13 protein-coding genes are annotated in these 22,654 nt (G+C 64.7%); 10 read left to right on the top strand and 3 right to left on the bottom strand.

Annotated features, from left to right (window positions below; all coding sequences use genetic code 11):
* Positions 1–72: 72 nt before the first annotated feature.
* The 5 genes from V474_RS08140 (at position 73) to V474_RS08120 (ending at position 5,397) form a co-directional block, all read left to right on the top strand.
* Entirely contained in the window at positions 73–741 is a 669-nt protein-coding gene (locus V474_RS08140) for a response regulator transcription factor (RefSeq protein ID WP_059151027.1), read from the top strand.
* Positions 738–2,114 (top strand): sensor histidine kinase, encoded by a 1,377-nt coding sequence (locus V474_RS08135; RefSeq protein WP_059151026.1) that lies wholly within the window; start codon positions 738–740, stop codon positions 2,112–2,114. The genes V474_RS08140 and V474_RS08135 overlap by 4 nt, the downstream gene beginning before the upstream one ends.
* A 150-nt stretch (positions 2,115–2,264) precedes the next feature.
* The gene (locus V474_RS08130) at positions 2,265–2,711 is read left to right on the top strand and encodes a hypothetical protein (protein ID WP_059151025.1); all 447 of its coding nucleotides are present in this window, start codon (positions 2,265–2,267) and stop codon (positions 2,709–2,711) included.
* Complete coding sequence (locus V474_RS08125; protein WP_059151024.1) at positions 2,711–3,976, top strand: hypothetical protein; 1,266 nt, start codon at positions 2,711–2,713, stop codon at positions 3,974–3,976. Before V474_RS08130 ends, V474_RS08125 begins: the two co-directional genes overlap by 1 nt.
* Positions 3,973–5,397, top strand: a complete 1,425-nt coding sequence (locus V474_RS08120) for a Dyp-type peroxidase (protein WP_059151023.1) — start codon at positions 3,973–3,975, stop codon at positions 5,395–5,397. The genes V474_RS08125 and V474_RS08120 overlap by 4 nt, the downstream gene beginning before the upstream one ends.
* A 13-nt stretch (positions 5,398–5,410) precedes the next feature.
* On the opposite strand, the gene V474_RS08115 is transcribed toward V474_RS08120, so the two are convergent.
* Genes V474_RS08115 through V474_RS08105 form a run of 3 tightly spaced genes read right to left on the bottom strand, consistent with a single transcriptional unit; the run spans position 5,411 to position 10,844 of the window.
* The gene (locus tag V474_RS08115) at positions 5,411–6,583 is read right to left on the bottom strand and encodes a catalase family protein (RefSeq protein ID WP_059151022.1); all 1,173 of its coding nucleotides are present in this window, start codon (positions 6,581–6,583) and stop codon (positions 5,411–5,413) included.
* Between the two features lie 3 nt (positions 6,584–6,586).
* On the bottom strand, positions 6,587–8,380 hold the full coding sequence (locus tag V474_RS08110) for a GMC family oxidoreductase (protein WP_148649322.1): 1,794 nt from the start codon (positions 8,378–8,380) through the stop codon (positions 6,587–6,589).
* A gap of 10 nt (positions 8,381–8,390) precedes the next feature.
* The gene (locus tag V474_RS08105) at positions 8,391–10,844 is read right to left on the bottom strand and encodes a hypothetical protein (protein ID WP_059151020.1); all 2,454 of its coding nucleotides are present in this window, start codon (positions 10,842–10,844) and stop codon (positions 8,391–8,393) included.
* A gap of 402 nt (positions 10,845–11,246) precedes the next feature.
* On the opposite strand from V474_RS08105, the gene V474_RS08100 reads away from it, so the two are divergent.
* The 5 genes from V474_RS08100 (at position 11,247) to V474_RS08080 (ending at position 22,595) form a co-directional block, all read left to right on the top strand.
* On the top strand, positions 11,247–12,695 hold the full coding sequence (locus V474_RS08100) for a patatin-like phospholipase family protein (RefSeq protein WP_236710935.1): 1,449 nt from the start codon (positions 11,247–11,249) through the stop codon (positions 12,693–12,695).
* A gap of 67 nt (positions 12,696–12,762) precedes the next feature.
* The gene (locus tag V474_RS08095; RefSeq protein WP_059151018.1) at positions 12,763–13,977 is read left to right on the top strand and encodes a clostripain-related cysteine peptidase; all 1,215 of its coding nucleotides are present in this window, start codon (positions 12,763–12,765) and stop codon (positions 13,975–13,977) included.
* Between the two features lie 21 nt (positions 13,978–13,998).
* Positions 13,999–18,231, top strand: a complete 4,233-nt coding sequence (locus V474_RS08090) for a hypothetical protein (RefSeq protein ID WP_059151017.1) — start codon at positions 13,999–14,001, stop codon at positions 18,229–18,231.
* 9 nt (positions 18,232–18,240) lie between these two features.
* Complete coding sequence (locus V474_RS08085) at positions 18,241–20,706, top strand: caspase family protein (protein WP_059151016.1); 2,466 nt, start codon at positions 18,241–18,243, stop codon at positions 20,704–20,706.
* Positions 20,703–22,595 carry a gluzincin family metallopeptidase gene (locus tag V474_RS08080; RefSeq protein WP_059151015.1) on the top strand — a complete coding sequence of 631 codons (1,893 nt, stop codon included), beginning with the start codon at positions 20,703–20,705 and terminating at the stop codon, positions 22,593–22,595. The genes V474_RS08085 and V474_RS08080 overlap by 4 nt, the downstream gene beginning before the upstream one ends.
* Positions 22,596–22,654: the final 59 nt, after the last annotated feature.

Below are 22,654 nucleotides of genomic sequence, written 5' to 3'. Positions count from 1 at the left end.
TTTGACGGCCGCCCATAAGGTGGCGTACTCCCGCGACTTACGTGGCCCTTCAACCACGCCTGGAGCCATGCCTTGCCCCGCCTGCTGGTTGCGGAAGACGACGCCGACCTTGGCCCCGCGATGAAGCGGGCGCTTGAACTGGACGGTTACGTCGCCGACCTTTTCACTCGCGGCGACGACGTGCTCGCCGCTGCCCGCGTCGCCAGCTACGACGTGATTCTGCTCGACCTTGGCTTGCCCCATATGTCCGGCCTCGAAGTGCTGCGCGAACTGCGCTCCGCAAAGGACGCGACGCCAGTGATCATCATCACTGCGTTCGACCGCACGCCCCACCGCGTGGCCGGGCTCGATGCCGGCGCAGACGATTATGTCGTCAAGCCGGTGGACCTGGAGGAGCTGGCCGCACGCATCCGTTCGCAGCTACGCCGCAAGGACCGCCGCCAGGACGACAGCGTGAGCGTGGGCGGCGTAACGCTGGATTTCACCGGCCACATCGCGGCGCTGGACGGCGAACCCGTTGCGCTGACCGCCAAGGAGTTTCGCGTGCTGGCATTGCTTATGCGGCGCAGCCGACGGTTCGTTTCCAAGGCGGATCTCGAAGGCGAACTTTACGATCAGGACCATTGGGTGGAATCCAACACCGTTGAAGTCGCCATCTCGGCTTTGCGGCGCAAGTTCGGGCGTGACTTCATCCGCACCGCGCGCGGTCTGGGCTATATGGTGGGATGCCAGGAGGTATGAGACGGTCCTCGCTTTCGACGCGGCTCTATCGGCGGCTGCTGATCCTGCTGGCGCTGACCGGACTGGCCATGGGCGCCATTCTCTACACGGTCGCCAGCCGGGAGATCGGGCGCGCCTCCGATGCACAGCTCGTCAATGCTTCGCGCCTGCTTTACATGATGATGCAGGACGAACTGACGCCCACGGTGCTGAAATCGCGGGGCGTGGGCCTTGGCAGCGCCGACGATCCCCTGCTCACCGCCGAGGAAAAGAAGGCGTTCCACGCATCCTACGACTGGTGCATGTTCGCGGTATTCTGGGAAGGCCAGCCCGTCGCCCAGTCGGGATGGGGCGCACCGGTAAGCCTTGTCCCCCGCCAGCCCGGACTGCACGATTTCACCGCCGTAAGCGACCGCTGGCGGAGTTACGGCCTGCCGGGCCGCGACCCCCGCCTGCTGATCGTGGTGGCCGAGCGGGATGCGATGCGCGAATTCACGATCCTGCCCGTCCTGCGCAAGCTGGCGCTGCCGATGCTGCTCCTGCTTGCGGCCGGAATGGCGGTGCTGTGGCTGACGCTGCGCACCAGCCTGTCGGAAGTCGAACGGCTGGCATCCACGCTCAACGCCCGCTCGCTGGCCGATCTCACGCATCTGGAGCCGGGCGAATGGTCCCGTGATCTGGGCCCGCTGATCGTCGCCCTGAACAAACTGTTCGCGCGTCTGGGGCAAGCTTACGAGCTGGAACAGGCCTTCACCGACGATGTCGCGCACGAACTGCGCACCCCCCTCGCCGCTATACGCACGCAGGCGCAATTGCTGCGCAAGACCGGCCCTTCACAAATTTCCGACGATGTGAACAGGCTGATCGGTATGGTCGACCGGGCCAACGGGTTGATCGACGGCATGCTCACCCTCGCCCGGCTCAATGCCACGCCAGTATCCAACCGCTCTGCCGACATCCATGCGTTGGTAGGCGATGTGGTGGCACAGGCAGCGGGGCAGCTTGCTGCGGACGCGATGGAGTTCACCGTCACCCCCGATCATGTTGTGCGCTGGCGGTGCGACCCCTCTGCGCTGCAGATCGCGCTGTCGGCGGTGATCGAAAATGCCACGCGCCATGCCCTTTCCGGCGGACGGATCGACATCGCGATCGTGCGCAGTTCCGCCCATCTCGCAATCTCCATCGGCGACCGGGGAGCCGGCGTGGAGATGACTGACCGCGAGCGACTGCTGCGCCGTTTCGAGCGCGGCCCGTCAAAGGCATCGGGCAGCGGCCTGGGCCTGTCGATCGCCACGAAGGCCATGACGCTGTCCGGCGGCACGATCCGGCTTGAGAACAGGCAGGATGGCCCCGGCCTGCTCGTTGTCCTCACGCTTCCGGCAACCACCGAATAGCGCGGCTGGCGCAAAAACAGGGGCACGCATCAATAGTGTTGTCTTGTTTCTCTTATGGTGTGACAATCCTCCTAATATAGCCGCACAATAGATCTTTCCGGCAACTGTCCGGCGAGTCGATTCAAACGGCGCATGGACCGGGAGGGCACTATGACAGGGACCGTCGTTTCGCAGTGGCTCAAGATGTCGCAGGCAGATCTGGATGCGCTGTTCTCGTCCCATGAGGCAGGACCGATCCCCGATGGAGAAGCCAAGGGCACCGCGATCATCGCCCCGGGAACCAGCTTTTCCGACGAGATCGCAGCGATCATCAACTTCTTCGCCTGGCAGGGCAAAGTATTCGACGCCAGGCACGGCTTCCTGCGCAACCATATCCTGCCGCTGGGACTGAAGGCCATAGTCGCCAAGGTCTACAAGGGGGAAAGCTGGCTGGACACCAAGGAGTGCATCGTCCTCGACTATTCGGACACCTCACTCCTGGCCTCGCGGGTGCGCGATGAAATTCGCATGATCGAACCCGGGATCTACCTCGGCAAGGTGTACTGGGGCGAAAGGCGGCTGATAGATTTCGCCCTGGAGTTCGGCAGCCAGCAGTGATGGGGCAGGGTCAGCTGTTCGTGGCCGGTGTGCTGCGACACGGCGTCATGCCCGAACTTTCCGCGCTGCTTGCAACCATGAACGCCGCGCCGGGTCAGGCTGACCCCGTCAATCCGCTGGTCCCGTTCGGCCGGATCGCCTCGCTGCACGTAGCGCGTTTCATCGTGCTGGAGGACCCGTCGCTACCCGACCGGCTGATCGCCCCCACCCTTCCCGTCCACGAGCCGACAAGGCTGGCTTTCATCGCCGACTTCGACGGTACGCCGGATGGCTTGATCGCCGATCTCGTGGCAATCGCGGCGCCCGGACTGCGGCGGATTTTCGGCCATTGCGCTGATTTCCGCGATGACACCGACCTGCTGCGATGGTTGCACGCCCATCGCATCCGCTCCGCCGCCACTTACGTCAACTGGCGGGGCAGAAGCGCGGCGCAGGTGCGCGAGGAGGCCGCGCTCCACGACGTGCTACGCACGGCAAGGCTGGCCCATCCCCGCGCCTCGCCAGAACAATTGATGCCCATCCTGCGCGCGGCGGGCGCGGCCGTGACGCTCAACCCGGTTGCTGCGCCGCCGGTAGCCTGGCGCATCGGCGAGACCGCTCACTTCCTGCTGCTCCCCGTCGCAGCGATTGCTCTTGCTCCCCTGCTGCTGCCGTCACTTCCGTTTCTGGCGATCCTCCTGCGCTGGCGCGAAACCCGCGATCCGGTGATTGCGCCCACGCCGTCAAGGGAGCGCAACCGCACTCTATCGGCGCTGGAAGACCACGACATCACCAACCAGTACAGCGCCATCGGATCGCTCAAACCGGGCCTGTTCCGGCGCTGGCTGACCATCGCCATTCTATGGGTCATCGACTGGGGCGCGCGGCACATCTTCGGCAAGGGGCGCCTGGCGCGCGTGAACACGATCCATTTCGCCTCGTGGACTTTCCTCGACGAAGGACGACGGGTGCTCTTCGCCAGCAACTACGACGGCAGCCGCGAGGCCTATAACGACGATTTCATCAATAAGGTCGCTTTCGGGCTGAACCTTTCGTTCTCCAACGGGCTTGGCTATCCGCGCACGCGCTGGCTGATCCTGGACGGCGCCCGGCATGAGCAGGATTTCAAGCGCTACTTGTTCCACCACCAGATACCCACGCAGGTCTGGTACAAGGCGATGCCCGGCCTCAGTACATACGACATGGCGCGCAACACCCGCATCAGACGCGGTTTCGAAAACCCGCCTTCCGGGGCAGCCCTGCGCCGCTGGATCGCCGAGATATGAGCGCCGCCGCCGCCGAAAGCGGCGACATCCAGGCCATCGTCGATCGCGGCTTCGGTTCGCTGCGGGCGGCACGTTACCTGCTGCTGCGCGTAATCAACCCCGCCGCTGCGCGCGCATGGCTGCGGGGCCTGACCGTGACATCTCTGGCAAATGCAAGATCGCACCGGGTTTCGCGTGTCGATCAGATCGCATTCACCGCAGCGGGTCTGCGCACGCTGGGCTTCGCACCGGACTCCGTCCCCGGTTTCGCCCCGGAATTTCTGGACGGCATGGCCGGAGACGAACGCCGCTCGCACCGTCTGGGTGACGCAGGAGAAAACGCGCCGCAGTACTGGGACTGGGGCGCGGGTGAAAAAGAGCCCCACGTCCTGCTGATCCTGCTATCCACCGAAGAGGCGATCGAGGCACTGGAAACGCAGATCGTAAGCGCCCTACCCGCTGCCGGCTGCACTTTGCTCGCCCTCAATCGCAGCAATACCCGTGTCGGCCACGAGCCTTTCGGTTTCGCCGATGGGGTATCGCAGCCCGCACTGGACTGGGAGGGCACGCTGCACCCCGGAGGGGTGCGTGACAGGATCTACCGCAATCGCCTTGCCATGGGGGAGGTATTGCTCGGCTATCCCAACGAATATGGTTTTGTCGCCGACCACACCGCAAAGGGGATAGGCCGCAACGGCAGCTACCTCGTCTATCGCCAACTCGAACAGGACGTTCGCGGGTTCTGGCAGTGGCTGGCACAGGCCGCCGGCCCTGACGGGGCGGGCGTTCTGGCGGAGCGCATGGTCGGGCGCACGATGGATGGCGCGCCGCTGGACGGCCTGCCTGAAACGCCGGTCGAAGGAACGCAGGACCGCGACAACAGCTTCACCTTCGCCGCAGATCCCGACGGCATCGCCTGCCCCATCGGCGCGCACGTCCGCCGCGCGAACCCACGCAGCAGCGACGATCCTCAGGGCCGGCGCGGCTTCTTTCGCGATCTGCTGTCGTCGGCCGGCCTCAAGGGAACCGCGATCCACGATGCCGTCGCCGCCGCTCGCTTTCACCGCATCGTGCGGCGGGGGCGGTCCTACGGCCCCGCAATGTCGCCCGGCGAGGCTATGGCGGCAGGTGAAGATGCACCCCTGGAACCAAGCGGCATCCACTTCATCTGTCTCAACGCCAACCTCGCGCGGCAATTCGAATTCGTGCAGGGCGCATGGATTTCCAGCCACAATTTCGCGGGGTTGAGCGGGGAATCCGACCCCCTGCTCGGCCACCGAAAACCGGTCAACGGTGGCATGGCGACAGATGCTTTCAGCCATGTGGACAGGCAAGGATGCCCGCGCCTGATCGGCGGCTTGCCCCGGTTCGTCACGGTCAAGGGCGGGGCGTATTTCTTCCTTCCGGGGTTGAAGGGGCTTGCCGCCATACTTGCAGACTAAGGAGCGAAAGCGGCTAGAACCTCTCCGCCCCGGTCGGCTCTACGTGGGTTTCGCCGTTCCTGGCGTGCCGATAGCGCGACATCTCGTAGTACATGCGTTTGCGGGCGCGGTTCTGGTTTCCCAGCGGGCGATGATCGGCGAGGCAGTGCCACGGGTTGATGGTCAAGCGGCGCGCAAAAGCGAATTGCTCTGGCGACTGGAATTCCTGCTTTGGAATAGTGAGCGTCGCTACGGGAATACGCGGTGAGCGGCGCGGGTCCCACAGCACGCCGTTCTGCTCGATCGGCATCAGGAACGGATCGTTCTGCAGGATGACGCGCATCTCGAAACGGGCTTCGCCAGCACGCAGACTTTCGGCCAGATTGTCGCGAATGTAGTTGTCGGGCGGGCGCAATGGCAGACGGGGGATATGCGTCGACACCGGCGTCAGCGGGTGAAAACTGTACTGCATCGCCTGCCCCGGGCCCAGCAGATAAGGTACACAACTAAAGTATTCGTTCGCCAGCGGATTGGCGAGCGTGCGGTTCCACAGCGCCTGCATCAGGAAATCTCGGATATGCGTGCGCTTCGGGTTCAGGAAATACCAGATGGGGAGGTGCCGCCTGCTCCAGTACTGAAGAAATGCGTTCTCCCGCGATGTCGGCGTGACGAAGGTAATGGTGGTAACGGCGGTAAAATCCTGCGTGTGCCGTTCGTCGTCCATCAGTTTAGGCCCGGGCACGTCCATCAGCTTAATGCCGATGCTGCCGAAACCGACGTCGTCGATGTCAGGCTCGACATGCGGGCCGGGGTTGGAAAAGCGGACCCATGCGGGATAGCTCCGCTCGGCGGCGAAGATACCACAGCGCAAATGTTCGGGCAGGTTCGGGAGCACGGTCAGCTCGCCATGGACGAGGCCGTGCGTCTTGGTATTTCCGGCACGTTCATAATTGCCGGGCGTGAAGTCTATGTCGAGCTGGCGCTGCATTTCCGCCACCATCGTGTCCAGGCTCTGTTCCTCGTCCGGCCAGATGCGCTCCATGGCGAGCGGCGGCACATCGCGGCTGCGGGTGAGGTTGATGGTCCAGTTGAAGAAGCGCGTAAGCGGCCAGCGCAGCACCTTATCCAACGCCGGGCGGACGAACGGATCGATACGCCGCTCGGCATGAAGCCCGGCTTCGAGCAAGCGGTGAAGCGGCGTGAGCATCGTTCAGCCTTTCCTCTGCCCGGCATCCGCAAGGATATCCGCAGCCAGCTTTTCCGCGGCGAGATAGATCGCAGCTACCAGGAACAGCCCCGGTATGCGCGGGAAGATCGAGGCATCGACCACGCGCAGGCAGTTGGTGCCGTGGACCTTTCCGCGCGGGTCCAGCACCGGGCCGATGGCTGCCGTGCCGCAGGCATGATGGCCCCAGGCGCGGGTCCGCACCCATTGCCGAAGGGCCCCGCCTTCGACATGCCGGCCGGGGACCTCCTCCTCGGCGATGGCGCCGCAATCCTCCAGCGGGCGAGTCAATTCGCGCGCCATCTCCAGCCCTTCGACCAGCGCATCTAGGTCGGCATCTCCGTGATCGGCGAAGTTGCGAAACCTGACCAAGGGCGGATCGCGCGGGTCGGCGGAGGCCAGATCGACCGACCCGGCCCGGTTGCCCGTCTGTCCCTTGAGTACCGCCCATGAAAAGCCGTCGCGGCCGGCCCAGGTATCCTGCGCATAGCCGGTGTAATAGCCCCGGAAACGGCCGATAAGACCCATCAGCGCAAGGTCGGGATCATGGCCCCGTGCCCGCGACGAGCGGCGCAGGGCCGTGAGGGCGGCGCCGTTTGAAACGTACATGCCAAGGCGCCAGTACCGCCAGCGCCAGTAGGGCCTGTCGCCGATTGAAAAGTCCGCGCCCCGCATCGACTTCCAGGGACGGGCCAGGCGATTGACGATGGATATCTCGTAGCGATCCTGCAGGTTGCGTCCTACCTCGGGCAAGCTGATCCGGGGGGCAATGCCATGCGCGGCCATCCGCTCGGGGTCGCCGATGCCCGAAAGCATCAGCAGTTGCGGCGTTGCGAACGCCCCCGCCGCAATGATGACCTCACGCGAGGCGTAGGCCGTCATCATCCTGCCTTCCTCCTCGGATGGTTGGGGGCAGGCACGATAAAGATGGCGCCCCTTGGTCCAATCCACACCCAAGGCCCTGCCTTTGTCATCAAGAATGATCCGCGTCGCCAGCGCGTCGGTCTGGATATCGAGACGCTCGGGATGACGCGCGGCAACGCTATGCAGGCGTTCGCGAGCGCCGGTTCGAGCATGGCGGTCGGTCGATAGCGGCAGGTAGCACAGTTGTTCGCTGCCGCCCCGGCGAATGTCGTTGGGATCACCCCAGTTCTGCCAGACAGCGCGCAGTTTGGCCCTCAGCCCCTTCCCCCGGCCCAGTTCGACAAGGGCGGCGAAGAAGATCGCGCGGATCATGCCGGCGTCGACAATCGCCCGCAGCGGCAATGCCTTTTCAACCGGCAGCCAACCGCGCCAGCCGTGCCCGGTCGAGTCGATACCCAGCAGGGCAAGAAGGCGCCACATGGGGCGATGGCGGCATTGTTCGACGCTGCGGCGATGGCCCCGCATCGCGGCGGCGGACCAGCCTTCATCGCCGGTCTGGCGGGCCAGCCAGTCCCAATCTTCATCGGGCGGCGGCAGGAAAATCATCGCGTTGTGCGCGCTGCATCCACCCAGTGCCCCCGCGCGCGGATAAAGGACATTGCCATCCGCATCAGCCTTTTCGTCGAGGCATGCCTCTTGCGGAGCCTCAAAATGCGAGACCTTCTGAGCCCAGGAGAACTGCGGGTCCTCGCTCGCCAGCGGATGGAAGGCGGGGACCTCGTAATTCGCCTCGCCCCCCGGATCGGGTCCCGCCTCCAGGACCAGTACACGCATGCCCGCTTCCGCCAGCCGGGCCGCGACCGTGCCGCCGCCCGCGCCGGACCCAACCACTACATAATCGTAAGTGGCCTCCACCAGGCGCGGCCTAAAGCGATTTCAGATAGGAGATCAAAGCCCGCTTGTCCTCGTCCCTCAAGACCGGCTCAGTGCCGAAAGCGCGCTCGTCGGCGGTAAGGCCCTCCTGGTCGTTGAAGGCTGCCGTGCCGAAATAATGCCCCCGGTTAACGACGAAGTCAGGGCACTTGTTCAGCGCCATCAGACTACCGCGCAGGTTGGAGAAATGAACCCGCAAAGCCGCATCGTCCGCCCCTTTCGGCACAGAAAGGATTGCGGCCTTAAGCTTTGCAAGCAGGATAAGGACCCGCCCGTAGTGCCGGGTGATATCGGCCGGAGACCGGCTTTCCGCCAGCGGCTGGAGCGAGGCAAGCAGGTTCACCGGCATCCCGGCGGGAATCGGCCCCACCTCAATATCGCCGTTGCTGTTCGTCAGTTGCGCCAGTGCCTTTTGCGCCTCGTCGTCGAGCTTGCCCGGCAGCTTGGGCAGGAGGCTGGACGGCACGAACAGATAGCTGCGCGTGGTCGTCCGGTCGATGACACCGCCGGCATTGGGCACCTCCTCGTCCCGCGGCCGCTTCTCTGGCCAGAGCATCGCCTTGATCGACGCATCGAATACAGCCATCCGACCGCTCACCGAAGGATCTCCGTTGAACGGCCCCACCGAATTGTTGAGCAGGAACGGCGCCGTGGACCATAGCGAAACCAGCGACGGCACCCGCGTATAGCCCCGCCCGCCTGCCGGCATCGCATAGGCCAACGCCGCCCCGGTGAAGGGATCGCGGTAGCTGGAGCGGCCAACGGAGGGCAGCGCCTTGTACGAACTCGACGAGAAATTGTCCCAGATGTTGCCAGCCAACGCATTGGTCGCCAACGGACTGCACAAGTTCGTGCGCAGCAACGTGACCGGGATACGCACGTCGGTGCTGAAGTAATTACCGTTCGCAAAGTCGGGCCGCGCCGCCAGCGCCTTCATCTTCTGCTGGAAGTCGGGTCCCTGCGTCCATTTCCACCACGCCTTGAAGCGGCTCATGTAGCCCGGCCCGGCACTATCCGCGAGGCTGACGCCCGCCGGTGCCTGAGGCTGCTTGCTGGAATGGCAGCGCGCGCAGGTAACCGCAAAAACGTCGCGCCCGTGCGCAACCGCCTCTGGCGTGCCAAGATGGGCCGCGCCTCCCGGCGCATCGGCCAGTCGATCCGGCCGCGCCGCCTTCAGGAAAAACAGCGCGGTGTCGAGCGTACCCTTTTCCGTCGCGCGCCAATAGGCGGAGTTCTTACGGGCAACCGCGATGCGGATCGGCGTGATCGGTTTACCGCCGACTACCGGGTTGAAATGAGTCAGCCATTCCTCGCTGTAGAGGCCGATATTGAGATATACGCGGTTCAGCGCCCCCAGCGCCCCCACCGCATCCGAGCCGTCCTTGAGGACGTGCGGTGTCCAGACCTGATCCGGCGCCTCGAAGTAGCGGGTCAGCGCAGCGCTGTTCGTGAACATGTTGAACTGCATGTTATCCCGCTCACCGCTCTTGAGCGCCTCATGGCCGAGTTGGCGAGCGGCAGTCAGCCTGTCTCCCAGACTGTAGACCGCGTTCATCGTCCGGGGGTTGTTGATGTTGTCGGTCGATACCAGCGAAGTATCCATCGCACCGGGGCGATAGGTTTTCACCAGCTGGTACATGTAGTTGCGCTCGTTCGGGTTCCAGAAGAACAGCCGGTCCACCCACATGTACTGCGCGCCGACAGTGGAATTGAGATCGGCGAACGTCGGGTTCTCGGGATCCCTGGGTGGATGCACCGGGCTCGGGCCGACATGGCAGAAGCCGCAGCTCATGCCCACGCGGTATGGCCTGACCAGCTTGGGATCGTTGTAATAGCGCGGATCGGCGTAATAACGCGCAGCGCTCCACCGGGCTTTCGCCTTCTCGTCGAAGTCGGGGTTGGGAAACAGCCGCAGACCAAGAATGCCGCTCGGCTCGCCGTAATAGGAGCCCACCGGCACGGTCTTGCCCCGCGCGCCTATGGCCACACCCGGATAACGCGCGGCATCGGCGAAAGGATCGGGCGGGCAGGCCGGGTCGCGCTCATCGCGCCACAGGCCATAGCTGTCGACTTTCGCCGGGGCCTTGAAGCAGGGTTCGTTCACCAATCCGAGCTGATACCAGCGGTTGCCCCGGCGGTTGGGCGAACGTGGATCGGGCGCCACGATCTTGAGCAGGTCGAAGCCGCCTAGTGTCGGCTTCGTCATCCCGTCCCAGAATCGGTCGTTGCCCCCGCTCCAGACGAGCCACATGTTGCGGCCGCGCGCTTCGGCAGGGGTCAGCCGCACGCCGTTATCCATGTCCCTGAAATAATCCTCACCCGCCTGGACAAAGTGATCGTCAGACAGGCCGGCCTGGACAGCCTCGTCCTTTTTGCCGCTGGCACCATTGCAGCCGCCCAGCGCGAGGAGCGCGAGCCCCGCCAAAATGCCTTTCCCAACCGCCATGACATCCTCCCTCGACCGGCCGGCCCGGTCAGATCCTCGCGGAAACAATCTGTTATGGTTTTGGCGACGCCGCCACGGCCACCGCTATCGCGTGCCGTGGCGGCGATACGAATAGAACGAAATTTCAAACCAAACGTCAAGCAAGATCGAAAATTATTGACATTCAATACCGACAGATGTCTTTGTTCGCCAAAATTAAAGTCAATTTCTTATTTGATGGTTTGTTTACCTTGTCATTAAACAAGGGGGAGAGATCCTATGACTATATTTGTCATGGAATCCATATCGGGCAATTACCAAAGAAATTACAGCTATCGCTTTCTTTTCAAAGCCAGATTCGTGCGAACCCTGGTCAGGTCGAAAGCAGCGACGATATCCGTGCGTGGCGGGTTATTTATCGCCATGGCGCTGCTGCTGGCGGTGCTGTCCGGCTGTGCCCAGGATGCGATATTCACGCCGCAGGCACACATGTGCGGCTTCTTGCGGCATCCGCTGGCGGTGGACCTTCCCGGACCGCGAGAGGATGCGGCGCTCGCTTCCACCATCGCCAATCCGCGGCCCCCCGGCGCGCGCGGCCCTGCAGAGCCTTTGACCAGCACTCTGGCCGCTAGCAGCTTCGGGGCGCAGGTGGACGAGTCGATCAACCGCCTCCCCGGCGGCGGGCGCGGCCCTGCCGGAGAACCACCGGCATTCCTGTTCCTCTCCGGCGGCAGCCTGCACGGAGCCTTTGGGGCGGGCTTCCTAGATGCATGGCGCCAGGCGCGTGAACGCAGCAACAAGGGTTTTCCGCGGTTCACGATGGTGACCGGGATCAGTACCGGCTCCATTCTCGCCACTTTTGCATTTACCGGACAGACCGAGGATGCGGTAGCCGGATACAGCATCGTCGACGAAAGCACCTTGCTGCGGCCTTATCTCAAGCCATCCGCGTCAGGCGGGCTTGGCCTCGACGCGGGCATCGCGCTGGCCAAGCACGGCGCCGTTGCCGATCTTGAGCCGCTTCGGGAGCACCTCGGCAAATACCTGACCTACCGCACCTTGGCTACCGTGGCCGATGGGCGGCGGCAGGGCCGTACATTATGGGTCGGCGCTGTCGACGTCGACACGGGCGATGCCGTCGCCTTCGACATGGTCGATATGGCGAGCCGCTACATTGCCGCCCAGCCTCTGCCGCCCACGCCGCAGCAGCCGGAATCGAAGGACGCGGCCTTCCTGAAGGACTGCTACATTTCCGCGATCCTGGCCTCATCTTCGGCACCGATCGCAGCGGCGCCGGTGTTCCTCGACAACCGCATGTATGTGGATGGCGGGGCGCGCTTCGGCCTGTTCGGTGCTGAAATCGGCGCCGTGATCGACGACCGCCGCAAGCGCTCGGATTTGACCGGCGGCGCCGTCTCGGTGCCTGTCACTTACGCAATCATCAACGGCACGCTGGAGGTATCAAAGCCTGACACCTGCCCGAAAACCGATGACAGCCTGTGCAGCGCCGAGCAACCGACCGGCGGCCTCGAAGGGGCGCACGATCCCTGGACCTTCATAGCACTGGCCCTGCGGTCCGAGGAAATCCTGGCCAATCAGGTCTATCGCTTTTCCGCCCAGCGCATCGGGACGAAAGCGGGCGACTGCGAAGGCTGCTTCAACCTCGTGCGCATCCTCCCCGATGCCCAGACCCACGAATTCACCCTGGACGAGGCGGCCCTGGGCAAGGGCACGATGACCTGCGCCGACTGGCGGCGCGAAGACCAGCGGCTGCTCAACCCGGTGCAGTTCTTCCCGCGCTACATGCGCTGCATCATCGACTACGGGCGGGGCCGCAAGGAAGCGCAGCAATGGGCGGGCGCCGGTCCGTAAACCGCGCGTAGTTCCCAAGAATAAACGGGTCGCACCGAATGAACTGTCCTCCAACCGGCAGGTAGACATGTCAGTGCAACCCTTTGCGATCCAGATGAAATCCCCCCGGTTCGCCATCATCGAACTGTTCGGGGGGGACAACAACCTGTCGAGCTATGTCGACACCGATCTCAACGAAATGCTGGACGGCCTGCCCGGCGACGGTCTGGTAATCGCCCTGACCGACCATTTCGGCAGCGCGGCCAAAGTACTCGAACTCTCGCGAGGGCGGCTGCGCACGCTTGAGGACTGGGGCGAGATCGACACCGGCGACCCCGCCGTCCTCACCGCGTTCCTCACCCGCGCGCTCGCCAGTGTCCCTGCCGAAGTACCGGTGGCGATCGGTTTCTGGGACCACGGCTCTGGTGTCTTCGACGAAGCCGATCCCGCTGCCGATATCGTCGCACGCGGCCGCGCGGTAACGCCGCGCCGCCGCGCCCTGCGTCAGCGTCCCCGGCGCCGCCTGTTCTGGGGGAGCCGCCCTGCCGACCAGCAGATTCGCGCCATGCTGCACGACGATACCAACGGCGGCCTCCTCACCACGCTGGAGGCGGGCAAGGTGCTGACAGGCAGCCTCGCCGCCGCCGGCCGGACCAAAGTGGAGATGGTCTTCTCCGACACCTGCCTCAACGGCATGGTCGAGGTGCTGGCGGAATTCGACACGGTGGCCCGGGTCATCACCGCATCTGAAGACCTGGAGCCGGGTGACGGCTGGGACTATCATCGCTGGCTGGGCGGATTGGCGGCCGGCCCGGTGGACGGGCTGCGACTGGGCCAAAGCGCTGTCGCTGCCTTCGAGCAATCCTATTTTTCGCGGCCCGAACTGTTTCCCTGCACGCTGGGCGCCTTCACCGCCTCGGGCGCGATAGTCTCCGCCTTCAAGTCGCTGGTCGCCGCCGCGCAGCCGTTGAGCGAAGCCGGGTTCATCGCCCTTGATACCGCGCGCCGCCGCAGCCAGTCCTTCGACATCAAGGACAGCTACGACCTCATCGACTTCGCGCAGAACCTGGCTTCCATCGCCCAGGACATGGCCCTGCGCAGCGCGGCAGGTTTGCTGGAACAGGCCACCACCGCCGCACGCGTCGCCCACTGCGCACTGGGGCCAAGCGTCGCCCGGTCGCGGGGGCTGGCCTTCTGGTTTCCCTCGTCGCGGGGCGAATGGTTCAACACCTCAGCGACCTATTCCGCGCTCCACTTCGACCGCACGACCGGCTGGGCCCGCTACTTGCGACAGTTCCTGTGATGTGCGTCGGGGGCTGACACGATGCTGGAGAAGATATCCTCCGCACCCGCGACCCGGACGGCCGCTCTGCTGGTCTCGACCTGCCTCATCGTCGTCCTGCTGTTCGGACTGCTATTCGTGCAGGCCCGCTCCGATCTGACGCTGCGGCGCCAGCAGGCGGATTTCGGCGCGGTGCAGCGGATCGCGCACCAGCTTCACGATCTTGGCGATGTCGTCACCGAAAGAGTTTCGCCAGAAGGCAGGCAGGATATCGGCGAAAGCCGGACCGAGCGGTTCCAGATCGAAGTCGCCAAGCCCACCGATCCCGCCGCCGACTGGTGCGCGGGCGCGATGGCGACAGCATCCCAGCTGCGCCTTGGCGCCGAGGGGACACAGGCGCGCGACCGCAAGCTGCGGATCATCGCCGTAAGCAAAGGCCCGCCGCTTTGCGCCCGCGCCTCCTTCGACACGATCCTTGGAGACAAGTCCCACGACGACGGCCCACGCGATCTGGCCATCGAGGGGCCGGACGGCACGGTCCTGATGGTTCTGCGCGGTGATGGCGACTGGCCAGACAAGCCGCTGGCTTCAGCCCTGGTCACGTCCAGAAGCACTGGTACGAACGACGACGGCGCGGTGAAACTGGCCGATGCGGCCAAGCGGGACGGCGCGATCCCGATCGTGTTCGCGGGCATCGAACGGTTGCTCTACGCATGGCCGCTGGACCTGGGCCGGCCCGTTACCATTACCCGCGAAGGCCAGCCGGATGTCATCTGCCTGCCCCGTCAATGCCGCATCGACGCACTGGGCGAGCCGCCCAGCGTGAATGCGGCGCTAGGCAGTCTCAGCCCCTTCACCAAGGCCGTGTTCGGCTTTGCGGTCGTCCTGTTGCTTTTGCTGGTGCCGCTCATCAAGCTGGCTTCGATCGACCCCAATGGCTCGTTGAGCTGGGTCGACGTCATCGGCATCATGGCTGCCGTGCCGCTCATCGTCGCGACGCTGGTGACCGCCTGCATGGTGGTGCTGGCATGGACCGACCTGCGGCGCGACAGCGACGTGATGGCCCGGACGCTTTCGGCAGCGATGGCCCGCGACCTTAACCGCGAAATAGACGACAGCCTGAAGGCCCTGCAAAGCCATGCCGGAGAACTGGGGGCCGGACACGGTGCCCCATATCCTCCGCCCTCGCCGCTGCTGGATGCCAAAGCCGGCAAGCCTCCAACCACCGGAAAGGAGCAGGCTGCGCTGAGCGACCCCAGCCCGCTTCCGCTACTGGTCGTGCAACTGCGCCGGGCGGAGGACGGGCAAGTCCTCAATGCCGCGGGGGCCAGCAACCATCCTCCCCAGGCCGACATCACCAAACGGCGATATTTCGTCCGGCTGCGTAGCGGCGATACGCTGCCCTGCGACCCCAAGGCTCCAGCACAGTCGACAGCGCCTCCAGCCATAATCAGGAAGCCCCACTGCAATTCGGGCTGGACGTACGTCATTGACCAGGTCCCGGCCGCCAACAACGGCAACTCACGCATGGTCGCGCTGCTGGCGGACCCGCTTTCACGCGGCGGGTTCCTCATGGCAGGCAAGCCTCTTGCCTCAGCGATGGACGTACCGATGCCCGCCGATTTCGGCTTTGCCGTGATCGACCCCGTCAGTCTCGAAGTCCTGCACCACTCCGACCCCACCCGCGAACACAGCGAGAATTTCGACCAGCAACTCGATACCACGACGGAGTTGAAACGTGCCGCGCAGGCATTGCGCGCGCGCTGCGACGCCGCCGCGATGGGGGCACCGTCACCGGCACCGACCCTTGCCTTCACCGGGCTTTATGGCGGCCGAAAAGTGCGGATGACTTTCGGCGCCGCCTGCTCGCCGCGCTGGCTGGTCGCTGTGTGGTACGACAAGACCAGGCTTGAGAACCTCGCCCTGGCACCAGCCTATCTGGCCGGAACGATGATGCTCGCGGTTGGAATACTGCTGGCCATCGCCATGACACTGGCGGCGATGGTGGACCGCGCGGCGCTTGTCCGGCGGCTTTGGCCCGATCCCGATCCCGCGCTTGATGCGGCCCGCAAGCAGTGGCTGGACCGAACCATCGTTCCGCATATCCTCCTTGGCGTGCTCATGCTGGCGGGACTGTTCACGGCGTCGGGCGATGCGATGCTGCTGCACGGTTTGCTCGGCAGCTTCGTGCTGACCATGCTGTTCGCCAAGCCGCAGGCCAATGGACAGTGGCATCGCGGGATGCAGCGTCTGGCCGGTGCGGCTCTGGCTGGGTTCGCTTGCATCGCGCTGTTTGCCGCCGCCTGCATGGTCACGGCAGGGCAACCGCCGTGGCGGATCGTGCTCCACGGTCTGCTGCTGGTCGCCATCGCCTTGCTCGCCACCGATGGCTGGCGCGGGCGCTACACCGTTCAGGCGCTGCTCGAAGCGGTTGTAAACCGGCACGCGGCGCGGCCCCGGCACCGCAAGGGCGACCGGTTGGCATCCGTCGCGCACAGGCTGCGCCGCGTGCTGCGCCTGCAGGCGATCGCACTATACCTTCTGGCGGTGATCCCCCCGATAGCCGCCTACTGCGCTGGTGCCGGAGTGGTGCGCGCCGACCGGGCCCCGCAGAACATGCTGCGTCTGGAGGATGCCAGAGAGGCAGGCAGCAAAGCGATAAGCGCGCTTCAGCGCAGCCTCTACCCATGCGCGCCGCGTGAAAACGCCGCCTCCGCGCCATGTGGCCCGGCCCCTGCGCGCTTCACTCCGCACCTGTTCGTCGAAGCGACGCTGCTGGAACGCTATCGGCATGATCTTGGCGCCCGGTCGCCTTTGGCGGCGCCGGTCCTCTATCTGTGGAGCCCGCGCCAGCAAGACAGCGCGGGTTCAGTCGCAAACCCCGGAGCCGCCGCCGCAGCCTTGCTGAGCAACGTGCGCGACGCCGCGCAGGAGACCGGCGAGGCCTTCCCGCCCGACCTGCCAGGAAAGCTGGCTATCCTTGTCGGCGACATCCTCTTCGTGGTGGCTGCCGCGATTGCGGCGATCTATGCGGTTTACCGGCTGCTGCTCCTGCTCGCCAACAGCCTGTTCGGATTGCAGCATTTCGCCTTTCGCGCCTTGCACCCACCGCATTCGCCCAGCCAGATCCGCGAGATGTGGACGAGCAACAGCGCCACCGAACCGGTCAAGGCGGTCTTCATCGATTACCCCTATCGCCAGTTTACGGACCTTCAGATCGAGCTATCCCATGGCCGGGGGTTCGAACTGTTCGACCTCGCCATCGAACGCGACCGACTGGGAGACAAGACCATGGCCTTGCTCACCGTCAAGTCCTGGGTCGTCACCGGGTTCGAGAGCATCGTCGCCAATCGCCAGCTACGCCTGAAGACGCTGAGCCTGCTGGAACAGCTCACCGCGCGGCCGGAGGCAAACATCTTCTTCTTCGCCCAGACCCTGCCGTTGGTCCGCCTTCGCCAGACCCGCGAACGCGAAAAACGTGAGGCGGATGCCGCAGGGGTGGCAGGCGTGATGAACGAGAGCGAGTCGTATCGCTGGGCAGAACTGTTCTCCGAATTCATCACCTATACCTGGAACGAGAATACGGCCGCCCCGGTGCAAAGCCGGAGCGAAGCCGACAGCAACCTCGACCGCCTGCTCGCGCAGATTGGTTCGGGCGACGTGGCGGCCAACGTAAGAAAGTGGGCCGGCGCCAATCCCGGCGTCGCCCAGGTAATCGCGGACGAGATGATCCGCATCCCGTCCGATCGCATCCAGGACCAGATCAAATCGTTCAGCTTCACCGCAAACCAGACTGCCAGCAGTCTGTCATGCGTCTATGTCGAGCAGATCCATGAATACATGGCGAACTTCCTGGGCGACTATTATCAGGGCCAGTGGGTGCGATGTTCCAAGCAGGAGCACCTGGTGATGTACCACCTGGCCCACGACAAGTTCATCAACACCAGCAACTTCTCCGTCATCAACGGATTGCTCGCCCGCCGTCTGGTGCGGACCGACCCGAACTTCCAGCTCATGAACGAAAGTTTCGGTCACTGGGTTCGCACGCTGGAGCACCCGGACTGGTTCGACCAGTTCCGCCGAGAGGCAGAGACGGGCGGCACGTGGAGCCTGCTGCGCCTGCCGCTGCTGCTGCTGGTCGCAGCGGGGTCGCTGCTGATTACGTACCTCAATCACGACACTTCCGCATCGATCCTCACCCTGATCCCCGGCGCGGCCGCCACCATGCCCCTGCTCTTGTCACGCCTCAACCGGCAGCAGCCGGCTATTGCATAGGAGAATGCCATGTCCATGAAAGCCACCGATGGCGCGAAGTGGATCACCGTGAAGAAGGTCAAAGGCAACATCCCGGCCGCCGAATTCATCGACCTTTATCGCGGGCACAACGCCATATCCCAAGCCGGCCCGGATGCAACTGCAGCAGCGGATGCGGGCCACTCGCTCAGCCATTACCTGCTGACCGCCGATGGTACATTGATCGCCAGCCGGCGCGCGATCACCGGCAAGGAGCCCGTCGAATTGCTGGCGCTGCTGGATGCCGACGCAGCAGAAGAACTGAACTCGGGGCAGCACAAGCTCCTCGGGGATCTCGACAGCTTCCTGGGCGCCTGGAACAAGGACGCCGCCGCCCCGCTGCCCCCCTTTCTGGAAGCGGTGGAAGGCACCCCTAGCCGCTATCGACCCGGCGAGGCCCGCGGCGCCGTGCCGCGGCAGGCCCCGCCGATGCCCCCGGCGCCGTCATGGCCACCCTACCTGGATCCCGGCCCGTTCAGCGGCTCACCCGAGCAACTGCGCGCGCTGGCGCCCCATATGATCAACCTGCGCAAGGGGCGCCTGTCTGATGACGGCATTGCGGCCACATCCCCGGCCGATCTCGACCGCATCGTCGCCGGCATCGCCGAGAAGTGCAAGGCCGGGGGCTACAAGCTGATGCTATATGCCCACGGCGGGCTGACCAACGAGCGCTATGGCCTTGCCATGGCATGGGCTTATCACCGTTGGTGGCTGGCACACGGCATCTATCCACTGTTCTTCGTATGGGAAACGGGCGGGCTGGAAACCTTCTGGCAGATCCTCGACAGCAACCAAAGGCATGACCGGGCGGTCTCGCGCGATATCTGGGATCACACCACCGACCTCGTCGTCGAACGGCTGGGCGCCAAAATCGGCAGCGTGCTGTGGCGCGCGATGAAGGACAGTGCCGCACGGGCAAGCGATGCAAACGGCGGCGCCCATATCTTCGTCGAGAAGCTGGCCGCAAAGTGGACCCAGCCGGGGGAGATATTCGCCATCGGCCACAGCGCCGGCTCGATCTTCCACGCCCATCTCCTTCCGTTGCTTTGCGCGAGCAAATTCCGGGTAAAACAGGTCCATTTCCTTGCCCCGGCGGTGACCAATGCCTTGTTCGACGCTCAGTTGGCGCCGCTGATCGGCAGCAGGATCGAGGAAGCCCTGCTGTTCGGCCTCTCGCGCGAGGCCGAACGCGCCGATAACTGCGCTGGAGCCTACCGCAAGTCGCTGCTCTACCTCGTCTCGCGCGCTTTCGAGGAAAAGCGCGACACGCCGATCCTGGGGATGGAGGATTTCCACCGCGGCGATGCAAAACTGGAGAAAGCATTCGGCAGGAATATATTCCTTTCCCCTACGGAGCCCTCTACGCCGCTCGACAGCGCTTCCACATCGCGCACGCACGGCGGCTTCGACAACGACGCGCCGACCATGGAAAGCGTACTCAGGCGGATGCTTGGGATACCAGCGACCATACAGGTGGCCCCGCCGTTTCCTGCCGGCGAGCCGCGTCTCGCCCGGGCGATCTCCGAACCCAACTACTATGGTGTACCGCAGGAGCTTTTCCGCGCAGGCTTCGCCGCGCCCCTGCCTGTGGCCGATCCCGTGACCGGCGGGGACGCCGCGCCCACACCAATCCCTCAGGCCAACCCCGGCTCAGTCCGCGTCGGGGCGCAGAAAATCGCGCTGTGCATTGGTAATAACGCCTTCCCCGACGGCATGGCACTGTTCGGCTGCATCAACGATGCGAACACCTGGGCGCAAACCTTCAGGGGCCAGGGTTTCGAATCGAAAGTCCTCGTCGATCTCCATGCCGGGGAAATCCGCGATGCGATCAGGAGCACCCTCCTGCGCAGCCGGGCTGGGGACACCGTATTCATCCACATATCCTCGCACGGATCGCAAGTGCTGGACGTCGACGGCGACGAACTCGCCGACAACCAGTTCACCGATACGCTGGACGAAGCGCTGGTCGCCATCGACTGGCGCGACGGCGGGTTAATCGTCGACGATGAATGGCCTGCCCTGCTCGCCGTTCCGCAAGGCGTGAAGCTCGTGCGGTTCCATGATTTCTGCCACTCCGGTCGGTCCAGCCGCATGGCGCTGGCCGACACATCCCGCCGGCGCAAGCGCAGCGTCTCGCTGCCGGACGAGATCGCCCGCAAGGCCTATGCCGCAGCGCCCAAGCGCGCGAAGGGCAGTGCGCGGGTAGCGGCCTACGGCGCGGAACTGCCCTACCTGACTTTCTGCGCCTGCCTCCCGCACGAATCCGCGATCGAGGAAAATGGCTCAGGCCTGTTCACCCGCGCCGCCGCCCGCGTCCTTCAGGGGCAGGGTGCATCCTTGAGCGCGCAGGCCGCATTCGAAGCCATCGCCCGCGAGATGCGGGGCGATCCCCAGAAACCGCTGCTGGAAGGCTCCGATGTCCTTGCCGCCTCGGCGCTGTTCGGCGGCCTCTCATGAACACCCCGGCCGGGCAAGTGGGGGGCAAGGTCACGGTATCGGCGCGGGTGCTGCACGAAGTACGAAGCCCGCGTCCGGCCTGCTCGTCGAGCCAAGCGCCAGCGCGCCCCAGCGCAGACCCGCGCGACTATCCAATCATGCGCGCGGTGCGGGTGTATGCCGCTGATACCTCGATACGCAGCCAGCGCGGCGGCATCGTCACTATCGCGCTCCCTTTCGAGCCGCTGACCGTGACGGCGGCCCCCGCCGCTGCCGTGCGCGGCGAGCGTTTCGCTATCGTCCTCCCCCACGGCGATGCCTGGATCAAGCTGCAGGGCATGTTCGACATGAAGCCGGACAGCGCCGCCATCCTTGCCGATAGCGGCTATGCGCCGTCGTTGTCGGACCCACGCTTCATCGTCCAGATGGTCTATGCCGTCGCCTCCGATCTTTACATCACCTTCCGGCGCGCGCTTGGCCGGGAGATCGCGCTCGGGCTGCGCCCTGTCGACACGAGCGAAGACGGCACCGAACTGTGGGAGCGCAGCGGCTGCTTCGAACTCCATCCCTGGGCCATGGAAGAAGCACAGGCCTGGTACGACCGCAAGGAAGCCCGGATATCCTTCGGGTACTACAAGGCCAAGCAGGACGCGGTAGGCTATGCACCGGGCAGCCGGGTGTTCACCGCATTGTCCCACGACGTGATCGTGCACGAGATGACCCACGCCCTTCTGGATGCGGTAAAGCCCCATTTCGTCACCCCTACCAACCGCGACGTGCTGGCCTTTCACGAGGCGTTCGCCGACCTGATCGCGATCTTCCAGCGCTTTCGCTACGCAGACCTCGTCGCCGAGCAGATCAGGAACGCTCGCGCCAATATCGATGCATTGGACATCCTCAATTCGCTGGCCCGCACCTTCGCCAAGACATCCGGGCTGGGCAATACCCTGCGCCCGCTCTCAGGCGACCTGATGTACGATACCGTCGGCGAGGAACCGCACGATCTTGGCAACGTGCTGGTTCAGGCCGTGTATCAGGCGTTCCGGGTGGTCGCCAACCGGCGCATCGACCGCCTTGTGGACATTGCGACGAACGGCACCGGGATACTCCCGCCCGGCGCGCTGTCTCCTTCGCTGGCGGACGAGATCGCGCACCGAGTGAGCAAGACCGCCCGCATATTCCAGACCATGCTGATCCGCGCGCTCGACTACTGCCCCCCCTTCGACATCAGCTTCTTCACCTTCCTGCGCGCGGTGATCTCAGCCGACATCCGGCTGGTCCCCGTCGACGGGGACGGCATCCGCGATGCCTGGATGGAGGCGTTTCGCTATCACCGCATCTTCCCCACCGACGGCCTCCACTATGCCGAGGAACAGATCGCCTGGGACCGCATCGCGGAAGACATGAAGCTGCGGATACCCGCGCTCAGTTTTTCGCAGATCGCCTTCGCCGGCAACCCGGGTGACCTGCTCCCCATGGAAACCGCCGTGACCCAGGCAAGCGAAGTCGCGGCGACGATCAACCAGTCCCCGCAATGGCGGGCTCATCTCGGCCTGGAGACGGCGCCGGATAGTGGTACGCATATCACGACCGAAATCCTCGGTATCCGAAGTTTCGCGCGCCCCGGCCCCAACGGCATGACCGAATTCGGTACCGTGGTGGAGATCGTCAGCCGCACGTTTGGAGGGCGCGACCGCAGCGGGTTCATGTCGAGCCAGGGCGCCTGCCTGATCTTCGAAAGCGAAGGCAAGCTCTCGTCCTGCGCACCACTGAGCCCGAACCGGGAAGCCCGCCGACAGGATATCGAACAATATTCCGTAAGCGCCCAAGGCGCACGCAGCTGGTCGCGCGACAGCGGCAACGTGTGGAAACTGGGAAGCGACATCTTTGCGGGCCTTTGCATCCGGTAAGTGCGCCAGAAGCCTCACCATTTCACGGCGGTCGGAATGCGCCCTTGAACGGGCGTTCA

The sequence above is a fragment of the Novosphingobium barchaimii LL02 genome (genome assembly GCF_001046635.1).
GTDB classification, from domain to species: domain Bacteria; phylum Pseudomonadota; class Alphaproteobacteria; order Sphingomonadales; family Sphingomonadaceae; genus Novosphingobium; species Novosphingobium barchaimii.
Note: the sequence above shows the minus strand (reverse complement) of the source record. Positions and strands in the feature narration are given on the sequence as shown.

What these genes read in the sequence shown, in the direction of transcription:
- V474_RS08085 (WP_059151016.1), top strand. Translation starts at nt 18,241, where the DNA reads ATGTCCATGAAAGCCACCGATGGCGCGAAGTGGATCACCGTGAAGAAG.
- V474_RS08105 (WP_059151020.1), bottom strand. Translation starts at nt 10,844, where the DNA reads ATGGCGGTTGGGAAAGGCATTTTGGCGGGGCTCGCGCTCCTCGCGCTG.
- V474_RS08115 (WP_059151022.1), bottom strand. Translation starts at nt 6,583, where the DNA reads ATGCTCACGCCGCTTCACCGCTTGCTCGAAGCCGGGCTTCATGCCGAG.
- V474_RS08090 (WP_059151017.1), top strand. Translation starts at nt 13,999, where the DNA reads ATGCTGGAGAAGATATCCTCCGCACCCGCGACCCGGACGGCCGCTCTG.
- V474_RS08125 (WP_059151024.1), top strand. Translation starts at nt 2,711, where the DNA reads ATGGGGCAGGGTCAGCTGTTCGTGGCCGGTGTGCTGCGACACGGCGTC.
- V474_RS08135 (WP_059151026.1), top strand. Translation starts at nt 738, where the DNA reads ATGAGACGGTCCTCGCTTTCGACGCGGCTCTATCGGCGGCTGCTGATC.
- V474_RS08130 (WP_059151025.1), top strand. Translation starts at nt 2,265, where the DNA reads ATGACAGGGACCGTCGTTTCGCAGTGGCTCAAGATGTCGCAGGCAGAT.
- V474_RS08120 (WP_059151023.1), top strand. Translation starts at nt 3,973, where the DNA reads ATGAGCGCCGCCGCCGCCGAAAGCGGCGACATCCAGGCCATCGTCGAT.
- V474_RS08080 (WP_059151015.1), top strand. Translation starts at nt 20,703, where the DNA reads ATGAACACCCCGGCCGGGCAAGTGGGGGGCAAGGTCACGGTATCGGCG.
- V474_RS08100 (WP_236710935.1), top strand. Translation starts at nt 11,247, where the DNA reads ATGGCGCTGCTGCTGGCGGTGCTGTCCGGCTGTGCCCAGGATGCGATA.
- V474_RS08095 (WP_059151018.1), top strand. Translation starts at nt 12,763, where the DNA reads ATGTCAGTGCAACCCTTTGCGATCCAGATGAAATCCCCCCGGTTCGCC.